The organism is Dactylosporangium sp. CA-092794 (assembly GCF_050948465.1).
Taxonomy (GTDB): Bacteria; Actinomycetota; Actinomycetes; order Mycobacteriales; family Micromonosporaceae; genus Dactylosporangium.
In genome coordinates, this window is sequence record NZ_CP192044.1 from 5,037,685 (window position 1) to 5,055,728 (window position 18,044).

An 18,044-nucleotide genomic window follows, 5' to 3' on the forward strand; every position below is an offset into this window, starting at 1 on the left:
CATGGCGGTGCTCACGCCCACCCGTCCCGCGCGGCGCCCGGTCCCGGCGCCCGCGCGGGGCGGCGGCTCCCGGCGCCGGCGGCGGCTGGCGGACAACCTGCACGCGTACCTTTTCCTGGCCGCCGGTCTGCTCTGCTTCGGGCTGTTCAGCTGGTACCCCCTGGTGAAGGGCATCATCCTGGCCTTTCAGCAGGACAATTTCGTCACCGACCCGGTGTGGGTGGGCTTCGACAACTTCACCGCGGTGTTCGACGACCCGCTGTTCTGGACGGCCTGGAAGAACACGCTGGAGTTCACCGGCCTCGCGCTGCTGTTCGGGTACCTCGTGCCGTTCGTCGTCGCGCTGGTCATTCACGAGCTTCGGCACCTGCGGGGGTTCTTCCGCTTCGCGGTCTACCTGCCGGTGATGCTCCCGCCGATCGTGACCGTCATCCTGTGGCAGTACTTCTACGATCCCGGCAACGGTCTGTTCAACAACGTGCTGGCGGCGCTGCACCTGCCGGAGTCCGGCTGGACCCAGTCACCGCGGATGGTCATGGTGTCGCTGGTGCTGGTCAGCACCTGGGCCAACATGGGCGGCACGGCCATCATGTACCTCGCCGGGCTGGCCGCCATCCCCGGCGAGCTGTACGAGGCCGCCGAGCTCGACGGCGCCGGCGTGTGGCGGCGGATCCGGCACGTGACGCTGCCCCAGCTGCGGTTCCTGCTGCTGGTGCTCCTGCTGCTGCAGGTCATCGCCACGATGCAGGTGTTCATCGAGCCGTATCAGCTCACCGGCACCACCAACCCGGACTCGATCACGGTGATGGTGCTGATCTACCGGTACGCCTTCACCGTCAACAACGACTTCGGCATGGCCGCGGCGATGAGCGTGCTGCTGTTCGTGGTCCTCGGCGCGTTCTCGGCCGCCTACCTGCGGCTCACCCGCGACGCGCAGGACTGAGGAGGACACCGATGGACCGTTCCCTGATCTCCGACGCCGACCTGCGCCGCGGCCACGCCCGCCTGGTCTACCGGCTCGTGCTGTGGGGCCTGGCGGCCGCGTTCGTCGTCATCTTCTTCTTCCCGCTCTACTGGATGGTGACGGGGGCGGTGAAGACGCCGGTGGAGCTGGCCCAGCCGACGCCGACCCTCGTGCCGCACAGCTGGCATCCGGGCACCTATGTGGACGCCTGGCGGAAGCTGGAGATCGGCCGGTTCCTGCTCAACACGGCGTTCTACGCCCTGGGCGGCTGGCTGATCCAGCTGGTCGTCGACGTCGCCGCGGCCTATGCGTTGTCGAAGCTACGGCCCCGGTTCGGCAAGCTCATCCTCGGCGGCATGCTCGCCAGCCTCATGCTGCCCGCCGCGGCGCTGCTCGTGCCCAGCTACCTGACCGTCGCCGACGTGCCGCTGCTGCACCTCAACCTGCTCAACACCCCGTGGGCGCTGTGGCTGCCGGGCGCCGCCAACGCCTTCAACATCTACGTCCTCAAACGGTTCTTCGACCGGATCCCCGACGACCTGCTCGACTCGGCCTCGATCGACGGGGCCGGCCGGCTGCGCCTGCTGTGGCACGTGATCCTGCCGCTGTCCCGGCCGGTCCTCGCGGTGGTGTCCATCTTCGCCGTCGTCGGGGCCTGGAAGGACTTTCTCTGGCCGCTGCTGGTCCTGCAGGACCCGGACAAGCAGACGCTGAGCGTGGCCCTCAGCCGGCTGTCCTTCACCGGGTACGTCACGCAGAACGAGATGTTCGCCGGCCTCGCGATCGCCAGCATCCCGATGGTGGTCGTGTTCGCCGTCTTCCAGCGCAGCATCCTGAGCGGGCTGTCCGCCGGCGCGCTCAAGGGCTGAACCTTTTCAGATTGGAGATCAATCCGATGCTCCGACGATCCCGCCTGCTCGCGATCGGGTCCGCCGTCCTGGTCGCCGCCGCCGGCGTCCTGGGCGCCATGCCCTCCGCCACCGCCGCGACCACCGTCTACCAGGCCGAGTCCGCCGCCCTGTCCGGCGGCGCCGCCGTCGCCACCGACCACAGTGGATACACCGGCACCGGCTTCGTGGCCGGCTACACCGACGGCAACAAGGGCAACGCCGCCACGACGTTCACCGTCCCGGGTACCGGGAGCCGCCAGCTCACCCTCCGCTACGCCAACGGCACCACCGCGACGATGACGCTGTCGTTGTACGTCAACGGTTCCAAGCTGTCGCAGGTCTCGCTGGCGCCGACCGCGAACTGGGACAGCTGGGCGACGCGCACGGATACGGTGTCGCTGCCGAACGCGAGCAACTCCGTCGCGTACCGTTTCGACAGTAGCGACTCGGGCAACGTCAACCTCGACAGCCTCACCGTGGCCGACGTCCCGGCGCCGCCGCCGGGCACCTACGAGGCCGAGTCGGCCGCCCTGTCCGGCGGCGCCGCGGTCGCGACCGACCACAGTGGATACTCCGGCACCGGGTTCGTGGCCGGCTACACCGACGGCAACAAGGGCAACGCCGCCACGACGTTCACCGTCCCGGGTACCGGGAGCCGTCAGCTGGCGCTGCGCTACGCCAACGGCACCGGCGCGACGATGACGCTGTCGTTGTACGTCAACGGTTCCAAGCTGTCGCAGGTCTCGCTGGCGCCGACCGCGAACTGGGACAGCTGGGCGACGCGCACCGACTCCGTGTCGCTGCCGAACGCGAGCAACTCCGTCGCGTACCGTTTCGACAGTACCGACTCGGGCAACGTCAACCTCGACAGCCTCGCCGTCACCGAGGTCACCCCGCCGCCGGCCGGTGGCGCGGAGCTGGAGACCGCGTTCCTGTCCGGCGGCGCCGCCGCGGCCGCGTCGATCGCCGGCTACAGCGGCACCGGCTACGCGACCGGCTTCACGACGGCCGGCGCGCGGGTCATCCGCACCGTCAACGTCACCGCCGCCGGCAGCGCCTCGGTCGCCCTTCGCTACAGCAACACCAGCGGTGGCACGAAGACCCTGTCCGCCTACGTCAACGGCATCCGGTCCGGTCAGGTGTCGATGGCCGCCGGCAGCGGCTGGCAGAGCGTCACCCAGACCCTGCCGCTGCGGGCCGGGCTCAACCTGATCGGCTACCAGTACGACGCCGGCGACTCCGGCAACGTCCAGCTCGACAGCGTCACCGTCACCGGCGCGGCGGCGCTCGCCGCCCGCGGCGCGACCCTGCCGTACACCACGTACGAGGCCGAGAACGGCACGACCAACGGCGTGGTCCTCGGCCCGGACCGCACCTACCGCACCATCGCGTCGGAGTCGTCCGGCCGCCGGGCGGTGCGCCTGGACAACGCCGGCAAGTACCTGCAGATCACGCTCGCCCAGCCGGCCGACGCGGTCGTCGTGCGCTACTCCATCCCGGACAACGCCGCCGGCACGGGCACGACCGCGCCGCTGGCGCTCTACGCCGGCGGCGCGAAGGTCACCGACCTGACCCTCACCTCCGCCTACAGCTGGGTCTACGGCGCGTACCCCTTCCCGAACGACCCGTCGCTGGGCAACGGGCACCGGTTCTTCGACGAGACCCGGCTGAAGTTCGCCACGACGTACCCGGCCGGGACCGTCCTGCGACTGCAGAACGACACCGGCACGCCGATCACCGTCGACCTGGTGGACGCCGAGGTCGCCGCCCCCGCGCTCGCCGCGCCGGCGAACTCGCTCGACGTCACCGCCTACGGCGCCACCTCCGGCTCCGGCGACGACACCGCCGCCTTCAACGCCGCGATCAGCGCCGCGAAGGCGCAGGGCAAGGCCGTCTGGGTGCCGGCCGGCACCTTCGACCTCACCTCCCGGCTCACGGTCAGCGGTGTCACCGTCCGCGGTGCCGGCGTGTGGTACTCCACGATCCGCGGCAACAACGGCCGCGGCGGGTTCTTCGCCACCGGCGGCAACGTCCAGCTCGCCGACTTCACCTTCGCCGGCGACGTGCGCTACCGCGACCCGGACGGCACCGTGACCACCGACGCGGCGATGGAGGGCGACTTCGGCACCGGCTCGCTCATCCACAACGTCTGGGTCGAGCACTCCAAGGTGGGCCTGTGGGCCAACGGCAGTACCAACGGCCTCTACGTCGCCGGCGTGCGGGTCCGCGACACGTTCGCCGACGGCGTCAACGTCAACACCTTCCCCAACCCCGACATCGCCAACAACGGGGTCGCCAACGTCCGCGTCGAGCAGAGCACCTTCCGCAACACCGGCGACGACGCGCTCGCCATCTGGTCCTACGCCACCCCGGTCACCGGCGGCGCCTTCCTGTTCAACACCGCCGCCCTGCCCATGCTCGCCAACACGGCGGCGATCTACGGCGGCAACGACAACCGCATCGAGGACAACCTGTTCTCCGACACCGTCGCAGTGTCGGCCGGCATCACCGTCAGCACCTGGCACAGCGCGCAGCCGTTCGGCGGCACGACGCTCGTGCGCCGCAACACCCTGACCCGCACCGGCGGCTGGAACGAGAACTGGGGCAGCAGCCAGGGCGCCATCTGGATCTACGCCGAGTCCCGCGACATCACCGCGCCGGTGCTGGTGCAGGACGTCGACGTCCTCGACTCCACCTATCAAGGCATCCTGATGAGCTGGCAGAAGACCATTTCCGGGATCACCTTCGACCACGTCCGGGTCCAGGGTGCCGGCACCTACGGCATCGACATCGCGTCCCCCGGCAGCGGCACGTTCAACTACGTGACGGTCTCCGGCACGGGCTCGGGCGGCCTCAACAACCCCACCGGCTTCTCGATCGTCCGCGGCCCCGGCAACAGCGGTTTCTAGCACCCCTCAGGAGGGATTGACAGTGTCCACAGCAGACACCCGATGGTGGCGGCATGCGGCCATCTACCAGATCTACCCGCGCAGCTTCGCCGACTCCGACGGCGACGGCGTGGGCGACCTGGCCGGGGTTCGCGGCCACCTCGGGTATCTGCGGGACCTGGGGATCGACGCCATCTGGTTCAGCCCGTGGTACCCGTCGCCGATGGCCGACGCGGGCTACGACGTGGCCGACTACCGCGACATCGACCCGGTGTTCGGCACCCTCGACGAGGCGCAGGCGCTCATCGACGAGGCACACGCGGCCGGTATCCGGATCATCATCGACATCGTGCCCAACCACGCCTCGGTGGAGCACGCGTGGTTCCGGGCCGCGGTTTCCACCGGCGAGTTCCGCGACCGTTTCCACTTCCGGTCCGGGCGGGGCGAGGCGCCGCCGAACGACTGGGAGTCCATCTTCGGCGGCCCGGCGTGGACCAGGGTCGCCGACGGCGAGTGGTACCTCCACCTCTTCGACGCCGGCCAGCCCGACCTCAACTGGGACCACCCGGCGGTGCGCGAGGAGTTCGACGACATCCTTCGGTTCTGGTTCGACCGGGGCGTCGACGGCATCCGGATCGACTCGGCGGCAATGGTCGCCAAGGACCCGGCCCTGCCCGACTTCGACCCGGCGGCGCCGCCGGAGCCGCACCCCTGGAACGACCGCGACGAGCTCCACGAGCTGTACCGGCGGTGGCGGCGCATCGCCGACGCCTATCCGCAGCCGAAGGCGCTGATCGGCGAGGTCTGGCTGGCCGACCCGCTGCGCTTCGCCCGCTACCTGCGCCACGACGAGCTGCACGCGGCGTTCAACTTCGACTTCCTCGGCTGCCCGTGGGAGGCGAAGGCGTTGCGCCGCTGCATCGACGAGACCATGGCCGCCCACGCCACGGTGGGAGCGCCGGCGACCTGGGTGCTGTCCAACCACGACGTGACCCGGCACGTCACCCGCTACGGCCGGGCCGAGACCGGGTTCGAGCACGCGCTGCGCCAGACCCGCCACCGCATGCCGGCGGACCTGGCGCTGGGCACCCGGCGGGCGCGGGCGGCGGCGCTGCTCACGTTCGCCCTGCCCGGCTCGGTCTACGTCTACCAGGGCGAGGAGCTGGGCCTGCCGGAGGCCGAGGACCTGCCGCCCGAGGCGCGCCAGGATCCCATCCATAAGCGCACCGGCGGCATCGACCCGGGCCGCGACGGCTGCCGGGTGCCGCTGCCCTGGTCGGGAACCGAGCCACCGTACGGCTTCGGCGGCCCCGGCTGGCTGCCCCAGCCCGCCGACTGGGCCGCGCGGACGGTCGCCGCGCAGACCGGCGACCCGTCCTCGATGCTGCACCTGTACCGCGGCACGCTCGCGCTGCGGCGCTCCCTGCCGGGGCTGGGCGACGGGCCGATGGAGTGGCTGGACAGCCCGGACGGGGTGCTCGCGTTCCGCCGCGACGGCGGTTTCGTCTGCGTGGTCAACCTGTCGCCGGAGCCGGTCGGGCTGCCGGCCGGTGTGCCGCTGGCCGCCAGCGGTCCGCTCGCCGACGGGATGCTGCCACCGGACACCGCGGTCTGGCTGACGCAGGAGTAACCTCAGGCGAAGACCGGTGGCTGGCCGGTGGCCTCCAGGACCGACAGCCACAGGTCGCCGTCCGGGTCGACCAGGTTGCGCGAGCTGATGGCCAGCGCGATCGGCACATGGACGAACCGGCCCCGCCAGCGGCCGACGACCATCTCGGTGCGGCCGGCCATCGCGGCGTGCACGGCGGCGTGGGCCAGGCGGATGCAGTAGACGCTGTCGTAGGGGTCCGCCGGGACGCTGCGGATGGTGTAGCTCGGGTCGATGTACTTGAGGTTCGCCTCGACCCCGGCGGCGGCGAAGTGCTCGGCGATCCGGCCGCGCAGGTAGCGGCCGAAGTCCTCCAGCCGCACGTTGCCCGACGCGTCGACCCCCTTCGCCGTGAGGTACTCCTGCCCGGCCCCCTCGGCCACGACCACCATCGCCTGGCCGCGGTCGACCACCCGGCGGCGCAGGTGCTCGAGGAACCCGCCCGGCCCGTCGAGCGCGAACGGCACCTCGGGGATCAGCACGTAATCGGCGTCGTTGTTGGCCAGCGCCGCGTAGCAGGCGATGAACCCCGAGTGCCGGCCCATCAGCTGGACCAGGCCGATGCCGTTGGGGAACGCGGTCGCCTCCACGTGCGCGGCCCGGATGGCCTCGGTCGCCTTGCCGAACGCGGTCTGGAAGCCGAAGGACCGTTCGATGTAGGGGATGTCGTTGTCGATGGTTTTCGGTACGCCCACGACGGCGAGCCGCAGCCCGCGCTCGGCGACCACCTCGGCGATCTTCAGCGCGCCGCGCATCGAACCGTCGCCGCCGATGACGAACAGGATGTTGACCGACAGCTGCTCGAGGCAGTCGACGATCTCGTTCGGGTCCTGGTTGCCGCGGGAGGTGCCGAGGATCGTGCCGCCGTACTCGTTGATGCCGCTGACCGCCTCCGGGTCGAGGTCCACGACGGGCCGCGCGTAGCGGGCGGTCAGCCCCTGGTACCCGTTGCGGAAACCGAAGATGCGCCGCACGCCGTAGTGGTTCGTCAGCTCCAGCACCAGCGCCCGGATCACGTCGTTGAGGCCGGGGCACAGCCCGCCGCAGGTGACGATCCCGACCCGGGTCTTGGACGGGTCGAAGAAGATCTTCGCGCGCGGGCCGCCGGGCTCGAATCCGGGCAGCTCGCCGATCGGCACGCCGCGCGCCGACACCAGCGAGACCGTGTCGTCGAGCAGCACCCGGTCGTGCTCGTCCACGTAGTGCCGGGTGGTCGGCCGCTTGCGCAGCATCGCCGACAGGGGCGAGTCGATCCGGCACTCGCCGAGCCTCGCGACCTCGAGCTGCGCGCGTTCGTCGACCATGAATCCCATGGTCGGCCAGCGGCGTTTCGCCGGGGTTAATCGGTTGAACCGGGTCGGCGGCAGGGTCCATGGTGGCAGGTATGCGGGTGACCTTCGTCCGGCTCGCCGACCACGAGTGGGGCCACGTCGCGATCGAGCGCGACGACGGCGTGGTGTACCACATGAACACCGGACCGCTGACCGGGCAGACGCCGCACGATCTGGTCCACTACACGGTCGAGGACGCGCTCGGCATCGCCGACGGCATCTGGGGCGCGATCGCGGGCGGCGTGGTGTTTCGCAGCATGCGGCACGTGTCGGGGCGCCGGCCGCCGCACGCCGCGGAGCGCTCGCGGGAGCTGATCCGCGAGCACCGGGACCGGCTGCGCAACGCCGAGCTGATCGGCGGGCTGTGCGAGCGGTCCGCGGACCTGTCGGCGGAACAGCTGGCGCGGTTCGTGGCGGGGGAGCCGAGCCTGGCGCTGACGGTGGAGCAGCTGGCCGTGGCCGGGGCGGCGCTGCGCGAGGCGGGGGCCCGCTGGTCGGCGCTGCCGGTCGGCGGCCGGCTGGAGCTGCGGTGGCCCGGCCACCGCCGGCTCAGGGCAGCAGGCCCGGCGCCTGCGCCGACGGAGCCACCGGCACGATCTCGAAGTCGACGAGGTCGGACCACTGCGCGACCCAGGCCATCAGCCGGGTCACGTCGTCGCACTCCATGAGCTGGAAGCAGCGGGCGAAGTCGGCGGCGACCCAGCTGTCGACGTAGCGCAGCCCCTCGGGCAGCAAACGGCCGCGCTCCGCGGCCCGCTCGTACACCGGCCGCGGCTGCCCGCCGCGAAACCGTTCGATCACCATGAACAGCACGCGACCACGATAGCGACCGGGTCCCGGGCGGCCACCCCACCGTCGCCGCACCGGGACCCGGACGTCTCTCACGTCCCGCGGATCAGGGCAGTGTCCAGCGCTGGTTGGCGCCCGCGAAGCAGGTCCAGATCTGCAGCCGCGCGCCGTCGGCGCTGGAGTTGTCGGTCACGTCCAGGCACTTGCCCAGCGAGCGCAGCGTGCCGTCGGCGTTCGCGGCCCAGGTCTGCGCGGCCGAACCGTTGCAGTCGTAGAGCTGGACCTTCGTGCCGTCGGCGGAGTTCGCCCCGGTGATGTCCAGGCACTTGCCGAGGGCTCGCACGGTGCCGTCGGTGCCGATCGTCCACTGCTGCGCGGCCGTACCGTTGCAGGTGTACAGCTGCACCGCCGTGCCGTTGGCCGGGTTGGCGCCCGCCACGTCGACGCACTTGCCGCCCAGCCCGGTGATCTGGCCGACCCGCGAGCCGCCACCGCCGCCGCCGGTCACGCCGGACTTCCAGGTGAAGGTGGCCGATGTCTTGGTCGGCAGGCTGTAGGTGAAGTGCTGACCGCTCCAGTTGACCGTCACCTGCTGGGTGCTGCCGGTGTTGTTGTAGGCGATCAGCGCCCGGGTGCCGTCGGTGTTGAGGTAGGCGATGTTCGGCACGCTCGCGTTCGCGGTCGAGTCGACCCGCCACGCGCCCGGCTTCACGAACTTCGTCAGGTGGCCCATCGTGTAGTACTCGATGGTGTAGTCCACCTGCCCGCTGCGCGAGTCTCCGTTGTGGACGGTGATGAGCCCGGTGCAGGTGCCGCAGCCGCCGTTGTGCGGGCCCATGTTCTGGTCCACGGCGAGGCTCCACTTGGTGAAGCTCTTACTCCAGTTCCGGCCGTAGTCGATGATGTTGAGCATGTCCTCCTGCTGCTGGTTGCCGATCCAGGTGCCGCCGGAGTGCTCGGTGCTGTAGGCGTTGATGTTCGGGTACTGGTTGTGGACCGAGGTCTGCTTGGTGACGTCGCCGCCGTAGCCGTGCCAGGCGATGCCGCCGAACAGCGAGTCGTTGCGGATCGCGGCGTCGTTGACCGACTGGGCCGCGTAGGAGTCGTAGACGTCCCAGTTCCAGTCGTGCACGAGGACCTTTGTGGACAGTCCGGCCGCGTGGAAGGCCGGCAGCAGGTTCGTGCCGACGAAGTAGTCCAGGCCGCTGGCGTTCCAGCTCATCGACGGGTATCCGGCGCAGCAGGTCGGCTCGTTCTGCGGTGTCACGAAGTCGACCTTGACGCCCTGCGCCTGGAAGGCCTGGACGTACTTGACGAAGTACTGCGCGTAGGCGGCGTAGTACTGCGCCTGCAGCCAGCCGCCGTTGAGGTTGCCGCTGTCCTTCATCCAGGCCGGCGCCGTCCAGGGGCTGGCCATCGTGGTCAGCTGCGGGTTGAGCTGCTGGGCCTGCTTGGTCAGCGGTACCACGTCGGCCAGGTCGTGCGAGATGCTGAAGCTGGCCAGGCTCGGGTCGGTCTGGCCGGCCGGCCGGTCGTCGTAGGTGTAGCCGTTGCGGGCGAGGTCGGAGGCGCCCATCGGGTTGCGCAGGAAGCTCACGCCGATGCCGTTGACCGGATCGAAGAGCTTTTGCATGACGGTACTTCTGGTGCTGGCGGACAAAGCGCCCGAGCTGTTCATCAGCCAGGCGGCGGTGTCGGTGAACGAGGCGCCGCCGCCGGTGAACGTCTGGTAGCGGGTCGCGTCGTCGACGGTGATGTTCTGCCCGCTGCCGCCGGTGCCGGAGGTGAAGCTGACGGCGGTCTGCTGGGCGAGGCCGCGGGTGACGGTGCGGCCGCCGGCATCGCTGGTGGTGGTGAGCCAGACGTTGACGGCCTCGCCGGCGGCGAGCGCGTTGGGGGCGGCGATGAAGCCGACCACGCCGAGCGTGACGGCGCCGAACGCCGCCAGCGCGACGCGCAGTCTGATACGGGGGCGTTGCATGCGGCCTCCTAGGCCAGGGCGGGTTTGGCGGGTGCGGACGCCGGCGCGATGTAACAGATGAAACATCCTGTAACATCGCAGAGCATCAGGAAACCGCCGGACGCATTGACTGTCAAGAGTCTTTAAAGAACGGGGACGTGACATGGCCGGAAACCGGCGGGTCACGGTGCGCGAGATCGCGGCCGAGACCGGAATGTCGATCGCGACCGTCTCGCGCGCGCTCAACGACCACCAGGCGGTCACGCCCGCCACCCGGGCCCTGGTCCGCGACGCGGCCGAGCGGCTGCGCGCCCGCACCGGCGCGGCCGCGCGACCCAAGGGCGGCGCCGTGTTCGTGCGCTGCCCCTACATCCTCACCGACTACTTCGGGCTGATCGTCTCCTCGATCGCCGAGACGCTCACCCTGCACGGCCGGCAACTGGTCCTCACCGCCGGCGAGGCCGCCCAGCGCACCCCGCTGCTCGCCGACCTCGACGGCCGCGACGGCGTCACCGGCGTGATCGTGATCCTGCCCCCGGATCCCGGCGCCGACCTGGTCGAGCTGCAGCGCCGCCGCATGCCGTTCGTCGTCGTCGACCCGCGCACCATCCTGCCCCGCGACATCGTCTCCGTCTCCGCCGCCCACTTCGCCGGCGCCCGCCGGATCACCGCCCACCTGGTCGAGCTCGGCCACCGCCGCATCGGCGTGGTCGGCGGCCCGACCGAGTGGCTGGCCAGCGACAACCGCCTGGCCGGGCACAACGCCGCCCTCGCCGACGTCGGCGTGCTGCCCTCCGCCGAGCTGCTGCGCACCGTCGAGCCGTCCACCGAGCGCGGCCACCGCGCCGCCGCCGAGCTGCTCGACCTGCCCGAACCGCCGACCGCCCTGGTCTGCTTCAACGACAAGGCCGCGGTCGGCGCGCTGCGGGCCGCCGCCGAGCGCGGCCTGCGGGTGCCGGCCGACCTGTCCGTCACCGGCTTCGACGACCTCGACCTGGCCCAGGCGACCGGGCTGACCACCGTGCGCCAGCCGCTGCGGGAGATGGGGCGGATGGCGGTGTCATTGCTCGTACGACTGCTGGAACAGCACGAACTCGATGCGCTGCACGTGGAACTGGCCACCGAGCTGGTGATCCGCTCCTCGACCGCCCCGCCGCGGCCGGCCTGACGATGCGATCCTGGACAGCATGACGCGACCCCGCATCTGGTTCGCCCTGCAACACCGCCCGGGCCCCGCCGCCGCCCCCGGCGTCCGCATCACCGACCAGCCCGGCTTCGAGGAGCACCTGGCCTTCCTGCGCCGCCGCGCCGCCGACGGCACGCTGGTGGCCGCCGGCCCGTTCGACGACACGCCCGACGCCGCGGACCAGGGCATGACGATCCTGGCCGCGCCCAGCCTCGAGGACGCCCGCCGGCTGGCCGAGCAGGACGACGAGGCCGTCCGTGGCGGCCTGCTCGCCGTCACCGTGCGCACCTGGACCGTGGTCATGGCTCCGGTACTGCCGGACTGACGCCCGTTCGGGGGCGGATTTCTGTCGTACCCCTGTGGTGAGATGTCGGCATGTTCGGGCTGCTGTTCGGTGCGCTGCGGGCTCGGTGGGCCCAGGCGCTCGTCATGCTGGCCCTCGCTGCCGTGACCGTCGTGGCCGCCGGGGTCGCGGCGCGGGCCGCCGGGCCGGCCGGGCGCGACGCCGGCCGGGCCCGGATCGCCGGCGCCACCGTCGCCGAGCGCACGCTGCGGGTCCGCGGCACCGTGCCGCCCACCGTGCGGCCCGACGACGCGCTGGGCCGCATCCGCGACCTCACCGCCGCCCCGGTCGAGGCCACGTCCGAGGCGATCCGCCTGCCCGGCAGCCTCGTCGCCGCCTCCGGCGACCGCCGGCAGGACGCGGAGCTGCGCGCCGCCGGCGCCCTGTGCGCCAACGCGACGGTGCGGCAGGGGCGCTGCCCGGCCGGCGACGGCGAGGCCGTCCTCGGCGAGGAGCTCGCCCGGCAGCTCGGCGCGGGCATCGGCGACACCGTCACCCACAAGGGCGGCCTCACCGCCACGGCGACCCCGCTGCGGATCGTCGGCATCATCGCGCCCGCCGATCCGGCCGGCTGGTTCTGGGCCGGGCAGGACGGCGCCGCCGCATACACCACCGCCGCGACCGTCGCCGCCGCCCGCGCCACGGTCACCGTCACCTACGACGCCCTGCTGCGCCCCGAGGCGTTCGACGACGCCGGCGCACTGCGCGCCGGGCTCGACCGGCTGCAGGCCGCGGGCTTCGACGTCTCCTCCGGCGCGCCCGCCCTCGCCGACACCGTCGCCGCCGACCGGCGCGCCGTGCGCCGCGGCATCACCCTCGGCGAGGCCCAGATCCTGCTCTTCGGCGCGCTCGCGATCGCCGTCGCCGGGGCATACGCGGCCCAGCAGCGCCGCGCCGACGCCGCCCGGCTGGCGATCCGCGGCCTGCCGCGCTGGCGCATCCGGGCCGCCACCGCCGGGCAGAGCCTGTTACCGCTCGCCGCCGGCGCCGCCTGGTCGCCGCGGCTGTTCGCGGCCGGCGCCGTCATCGTCGCCGCCACCGACTGGAGCGCCACCCGCGGCGGCGTCGCCGAGCTCATGCGCGACGTGCCGCCCCGGCGCCCCCTCGCCGCCGCCACCGCCGAGGTGTGCGCCCTCGGCCTGGCCGTCGCCGCCCTGTTCCAGCTGCTCGCCGCCCCCGCCGCCGACGTGCGCCGGGACACCGGCTTCGGCCTCGCCCAGGCCGCCGCGCTGCTCGTCGCCGCCGGCCTCGGCGTGCTCGCCACCCGCCTGCTGCTGGCCGGCGCCACCCTGGCCGGCCGCGCCGCGCTCGGCGCCGGCCGGCTCAGCGCCGCGCTCGCCGGGCTGACCCTCGGCCGGCGCCGCACCGCGTTCCGCATCGTGCCCCTCCTCGCCGCCGCCACGTGCCTGCTCGGCCTCGCCGCCCAGGACTGGGCCGGCGCCGCCGCCGCGCGCGCCGATCGGGCCGGCGTCGAGCTCGGCGCCGACCGGGTCCTGCGGGTCGCGCCCGTCGACCGCGAGCGGTTGCTGGCCGCCGTCCGCGCCGCCGACCCCGGCGGCCGCTCCGCGATGGCCGTCGTCGTCACCGGCCCGCCCGGCGGCCCCGCCGTCGTCGCCGCCGACACCACCCGGCTGCGCGCGGTCGCCGGCGTCGACGGCGCCGCCCTGCACCCGCCCGCCCCGCCGCCGCTCACCGTCACCGGCCCGAGCCTCCGGCTGCGCGCGTCCGGCGCCGGCGCCCGCGTCCGGCTCCTGCTGATCGCCGCCGGCACCGGCGCGCCCGCCGCCGCCGAGTTCGGCCCGCTGACCGGCGAGCCGGCCGACTACACCGCGACCGTCCCCGCCTGCGCCCGCGGCTGCCGGCTCGCGGCGGTCGACGCCGACCACGGCCCCGTCGACCTGCTCGACCTGTCCAGCGACGGCCACCCCGTCGCCGCCGGCCCGGTCCTGGCCGACCCCGCCCGCTGGCGCACCACCGTCGCCCGCGCCGCCAGCGGCATCCAGGTCGCCCAGGGCGACGGCCGGCTGCGCATCGCCGACGCGCCGCCCACCACCGGCGACCGCACCGTCGACAGCCGGCTCTACGTCGTCGACACCCCGGTCCCGCTGCCCGCCCTCGCCGCCGGGGGAGCGGGCCAGGACGACGTCCACGACCAGCCCGCCGCGAGCGTGTTCGGCGTGACGGTGCCGATCCGGCCGCTGCCCGCCGCGACCGTCCCCCGCGGCGGCGGGCAGGGCCTGCTGGTCGACCTGGAGTATGCCGCCCGCATCGCCGCCGCGACCGACGTCACCGTCCCGGCCGCGGAGCACGCCGAGGTCTGGCTGGCCCCCGGCGCCGGCGCCGCCGTCGTGGCCCGGCTGCGCGCCGCGGGCCTCGACGTCACCGGCTCCGACACCGCCGGCGCCGCGACCGCCCGCGCCGCCCGCCTCGCCCCCGCCGTGACGCTGCTCGGCGACCTGGCCGTGGCGGGCGTCGTCGCCGTGCTGGCCACCATCGCGGCCTTCGTCGTCGCCGCGGCCGACCGCCGCGACCGCGACGCCGACCTCGCGGCCCTGCGCCGCCAGGGCCTGCCGGCCGCCCTCGCCGGCCGCGTCGAGCGCCGCGCCGCCCTCGCCCCGGTCCTGGTCGCCGTGCTCACCGGCCTGGTCGCCGCCGCCCTGCTGCGCGCCCTGGCCCCACCGCCGGTCCGCCCCTTCGCCGACGCCTGGCCGCTGCATCCCTCCGCGCTGCAACCCCTCGCCCTCCTCGCCGCGGGCGCCGCCGCCCTGCTCCTGTTCGCCTCCGTCGCCCTGCTCCGCCCCCGCCGCCGCTGCGGGCCGCCCCGCCCGGATGGCCGGGGTGGCCCGGGGGTTGCCGGTGATGGCGGCGCGGAGGTGGGGCGGTGACCGCGTTGGTGCTGGCCATGCTGCGGTCGCGGTGGGCGCAAGCGTTGACCGTCGCGGTGCTGACCGGGCTCGCCACCGTCGCCGCCGTCGCGGGGCCGGTCTACCTCGCGCGCACCGACCGCAGCATCGTCGACTCCGAGGTCGCCCGGGCGAGCGTGGCGGAGCGCGACATCCTGGTCACCGGCACCGTCGAGTCCGGCGGCGACGGCACCATCCCGGCCACGTTCGAGCGGCTCGCCGCGGGCTGGCTCGACGCGCCCGGCTACACGAGCGTCTTCAGCGCGCAGTTCGCCGCCCAGCCCGCCGACGTGCCGATCGCCGCCCCCGAGCAGCTCAGCCGGGTGTCGTATCGGGAGGGGCTGTGCGACCACGTCGTGGTCGTGACCGGGCGCTGCCTGATGGGCGTCGGCGACGCGGTCGTCGGCGTGGCCGACGCCCAGCGGCTCGGCGTGCGGCCCGGCGCCGCGGTGTCGCTGACCGGTTCCCGGTTCGACTCCACCAGCAACCACTACCTGGCCGCCGGCCGGCCTTCCGGGCTGACCGTCGTCGGCGTCGTCCGGCCGCGGGACCCCACCGAGCCCTACTGGGGACGCGGCGCCGCGCCCAGCGCCGGCACCGACACCGGGATCGGTCCGGCGTTCCAGGTGGACCGGCGCACCCTGGCGACGTTCTCCCGCCCGGCCGACCTGCAGTCGTATGAGGCGTATCCGCGGCCCGGCGCGATCAGCGTCGCGCGCCTGCCGCAGCTGCGCGCCTGGCTCGACGCCGCGGACGAGCGCAGCAGCGGCACCGGCCGGATCACCACCGACCTGGGCGACCTGCTCGACCGGATCGACGCCCGGCGCGCGGAGGTGCGCCGCACGGTGCCGTTCGCGGTCGCGCCCGTGCTGGTGCTCGCCTGGGCGGTCATCGTCCTGGCCGTGTCGGCGGCGACCCGGGCCCGCCGGTTCGAGCACGGCGTCATCGCGCTGCGCGGCGTCGCCCGGCCCGGCCGCTGGTGGCTGGCGACCGGCGAGACGCTGCTCCCGATGCTCGTGGGCGCGGTGGCCGGGTTCACCGCCGCGGGCGGCTGGAGCACGCCGGGCGCCCCCGCCTACGCGGCCGTGGCCGTCCTCGGCGCCGTCCTGGCCGGGGTCGCCACCGCGATCCGGGCCGTGTCGGCGCCCGTCGCCGCGCTGCTGCGCCGGGTCGACGTCCGCGGCGGGCGCTGGGGCGCGCGGATCGCGCTCTTCGCCGCCGTGGCCGCGGCCGCCGCCACGGTCCAGCTGCGCGGCTCCGGCGGCGGCGTGGCCGGGCTCGCCCCGGCGCTCGTGCTGCTCGCCGCGGCCCTCCTCACCGCGGTCGCCGCCCCGCCGCTCGCCGCCCGGCTCGGCGGGGCCGCGCTGCGCCGCGGCCGGCTCACCGCCGGGCTGGCCGGGCTGTGGCTGGCCCGCCGCCCGTCCGCGGCCCGGCTGCTCGCGGTGCTCGTCGTCGCCCTCGCGTCACTGGCCTTCGCCGCCGCGGCCACCGGCCAGGCCCAGCGCCGGCAGGAGGAGCGCGCGGTCGCCGAGGCGGGCGCACCCACCGTGCTCTCCGTCGGCGCCGTCAGCCGGCTGGAGCTGCTGCACGCGGTGCGCGCCGCCGACCCGCACGGCCGCTACGCCATGGCCGTCGTGCCGCTGGACGGCGCCCTCGCCGTCGACACGCCCGGCCTCGCCGCCACGGCGCTGTGGCCCGGCGGCACGGCCCCGGCCGGCCTCGCCGCGGCGCTGCACCCCGGCCCGTTCGGCGCCCCGGTGACCGTGCAGGGCACGACGCTGACGCTCGACATCACCGTCACCCGCCTCGACCGCGCCGACGACGCCCTCGCCGTCGCGCTCGCCCCGGTCGACGGCAGCCCGGCCGCCTCGGCCGAGTTCGGCGCCCTCGTCGCCGGCCGGCACACCTACACCGCCGCCGTGCCCTGCGCGGCCGGGTGCTTCGTGCGCCGGCTCGCCGTGCGCCTCGCCCCCTACCCCGGCCCCGCGCTCGAGCTGACCGTCCACAATGCACCGTCCACCACGTGGCAGGCGCCGCCCGGCGCCACGGTCACCGCAACCGGCACCGACCTCAGCGTCACCCTGCCGCCCGGCCCCGACCCCGGCGCCGGCATCCTGCGCCCCGGCGACGGCCCGGCCGTGCTGCCGATCGTGGCCACCGGCCCGCTGCCGCCGGACGGCCTGTTCGCCGGCTTCGACCGGCCCCGGCCGGTGCCCGCCACCGTCGCGGCCACCGTGGCCCGGCTGCCGCGGCTGGGCGCGTCCGGCGCTCTGGTCGACCTCGAGTTCGCCGACCGCCTCGCCGCCGACAGCTCCGCCCGCGGCGCCGAGGTATGGCTGTCCGCCGACGCCCCGCCCTCCACCGTCGACGCCCTCACCGCGGCCGGCCTCACCATCGAGGCCCGCCACACCCTGGCCGACGCCCGCAGCGCCCTGGCCGGCGAGGGCTCGGCGCTCGGCCTGCGCTTCTTCCTCATCGCCGGCGTCCTGGCCGTGGCCCTCGCCGCCGCGGCGCTGCTGAGCGGCACCGTGGAGGCCTCGACGACCGACCTGTCGGCACTGCGGGCCCAGGGCCTGGCCGCCCGCCGCGCCGCCACCGTCGAACCGCTGGCCGCCGTCCTGCTGGTCGCCTTCGCCGGCCTCGTCGCCGCACCCGCCGCCGCGGCCGCCTGGCTCGCCGCCGCCCCACCCCAGCTGCGCGGCCTACCCCCGGCCGGCCGGCCCGCCCTCGCCCTGGCCACCGCGGTCGCCGCCCTGGCCGCGGTCGCCGCACTGACCGCTTTACGCCGCCGCCCGAGCCGCCCGCGCTCGCCCTGACCCCCGCCACCGCCCGCCCGCGCCTGCCTGCCCGCGCCCGCTCGCCCGCGCCTGCCCGCGCTCGCCCGCCTGCGCCTGCGCCCGCCCGCCCGTCCGCGCCCGCCCGTCCGCGCCCGCCCGTCCGCGCTCGCCCGCGCTCGCCCGCCCGTCCGCGCTCGCCCGCCCGCCCGTCCGCGCTCGCCCGCCCGCCCGTCCGCGCTCGCCCGCCCGGCCGGGGCGGGCCCGCCTCCGCTCCGCCACAGCTACGCGGCCTGCTTCGGGCGGCCGGCCCGTCTTCGCCGCCGCGGTCGCTGGCCGCAGCCGTTTGGGCGCCGACGGCCCCGGCG

The 18,044-nt window shown here is 74.5% G+C and carries 12 protein-coding genes; 9 read left to right on the forward strand and 3 right to left on the reverse strand.

The genetic code is table 11. From position 1 onward, the window contains the following. Window position 1 precedes the first annotated feature (1 nt). From ACQPXD_RS21745 to ACQPXD_RS21760, 4 genes are read left to right on the forward strand one after another with little or no spacing between them, the layout of a single operon-like run. Window positions 2–943 carry a carbohydrate ABC transporter permease gene (locus ACQPXD_RS21745; RefSeq protein ID WP_432841277.1) on the forward strand — a complete coding sequence of 314 codons (942 nt, stop codon included), beginning with the start codon at window positions 2–4 and terminating at the stop codon, window positions 941–943. An 11-nt stretch (window positions 944–954) separates the two neighbouring features. Further along, window positions 955–1,833, forward strand: coding sequence for a carbohydrate ABC transporter permease (locus ACQPXD_RS21750; RefSeq protein ID WP_432841279.1), 879 nt, complete (start codon window positions 955–957; stop codon window positions 1,831–1,833). A gap of 26 nt (window positions 1,834–1,859) precedes the next feature. After that, the gene (locus tag ACQPXD_RS21755; RefSeq protein WP_432841281.1) at window positions 1,860–4,763 is read left to right on the forward strand and encodes a CBM35 domain-containing protein; all 2,904 of its coding nucleotides are present in this window, start codon (window positions 1,860–1,862) and stop codon (window positions 4,761–4,763) included. Window positions 4,764–4,785: 22 nt separating this feature from the next. Then, window positions 4,786–6,372: a glycoside hydrolase family 13 protein gene (locus tag ACQPXD_RS21760; protein WP_432841283.1), complete on the forward strand. Its 1,587-nt coding sequence runs from the start codon at window positions 4,786–4,788 to the stop codon at window positions 6,370–6,372. Window positions 6,373–6,374: 2 nt separating this feature from the next. On the opposite strand, the gene ACQPXD_RS21765 is transcribed toward ACQPXD_RS21760, so the two are convergent. After that, window positions 6,375–7,694: an ATP-dependent 6-phosphofructokinase gene (locus ACQPXD_RS21765; RefSeq protein WP_432841285.1), complete on the reverse strand. Its 1,320-nt coding sequence runs from the start codon at window positions 7,692–7,694 to the stop codon at window positions 6,375–6,377. A gap of 80 nt (window positions 7,695–7,774) precedes the next feature. Here ACQPXD_RS21765 and ACQPXD_RS21770 point away from each other — a divergent pair, with 80 nt between their 5' ends. Continuing rightward, the gene (locus ACQPXD_RS21770) at window positions 7,775–8,389 is read left to right on the forward strand and encodes a hypothetical protein (RefSeq protein WP_432841287.1); all 615 of its coding nucleotides are present in this window, start codon (window positions 7,775–7,777) and stop codon (window positions 8,387–8,389) included. Here ACQPXD_RS21770 and ACQPXD_RS21775 read toward each other — a convergent pair. Further along, complete coding sequence (locus ACQPXD_RS21775; RefSeq protein WP_432843920.1) at window positions 8,271–8,525, reverse strand: DUF3303 domain-containing protein; 255 nt, start codon at window positions 8,523–8,525, stop codon at window positions 8,271–8,273. The two genes, ACQPXD_RS21770 and ACQPXD_RS21775, sit on opposite strands and share 119 nt — an antisense overlap. 91 nt (window positions 8,526–8,616) lie before the next feature. Beyond that, the gene (locus ACQPXD_RS21780) at window positions 8,617–10,491 is read right to left on the reverse strand and encodes a ricin-type beta-trefoil lectin domain protein (protein ID WP_432841289.1); all 1,875 of its coding nucleotides are present in this window, start codon (window positions 10,489–10,491) and stop codon (window positions 8,617–8,619) included. 142 nt (window positions 10,492–10,633) lie between these two features. Between ACQPXD_RS21780 and ACQPXD_RS21785 the strand changes: the two genes are divergently transcribed. From ACQPXD_RS21785 to ACQPXD_RS21800, 4 genes are read left to right on the forward strand one after another with little or no spacing between them, the layout of a single operon-like run. Further along, the gene (locus tag ACQPXD_RS21785; protein ID WP_432841291.1) at window positions 10,634–11,638 is read left to right on the forward strand and encodes a LacI family DNA-binding transcriptional regulator; all 1,005 of its coding nucleotides are present in this window, start codon (window positions 10,634–10,636) and stop codon (window positions 11,636–11,638) included. A 19-nt stretch (window positions 11,639–11,657) separates the two neighbouring features. Continuing rightward, a complete protein-coding gene (locus ACQPXD_RS21790) occupies window positions 11,658–11,981 on the forward strand; it encodes a YciI family protein (RefSeq protein ID WP_432841293.1) in 324 nt (107 codons plus the stop codon). A gap of 50 nt (window positions 11,982–12,031) precedes the next feature. Then, a complete protein-coding gene (locus ACQPXD_RS21795) occupies window positions 12,032–14,884 on the forward strand; it encodes an ABC transporter permease (protein WP_432841294.1) in 2,853 nt (950 codons plus the stop codon). Beyond that, window positions 14,881–17,718, forward strand: coding sequence for a hypothetical protein (locus ACQPXD_RS21800; RefSeq protein ID WP_432841295.1), 2,838 nt, complete (start codon window positions 14,881–14,883; stop codon window positions 17,716–17,718). Before ACQPXD_RS21795 ends, ACQPXD_RS21800 begins: the two co-directional genes overlap by 4 nt. The last annotated feature ends 326 nt before the right edge of the window (window positions 17,719–18,044 follow it).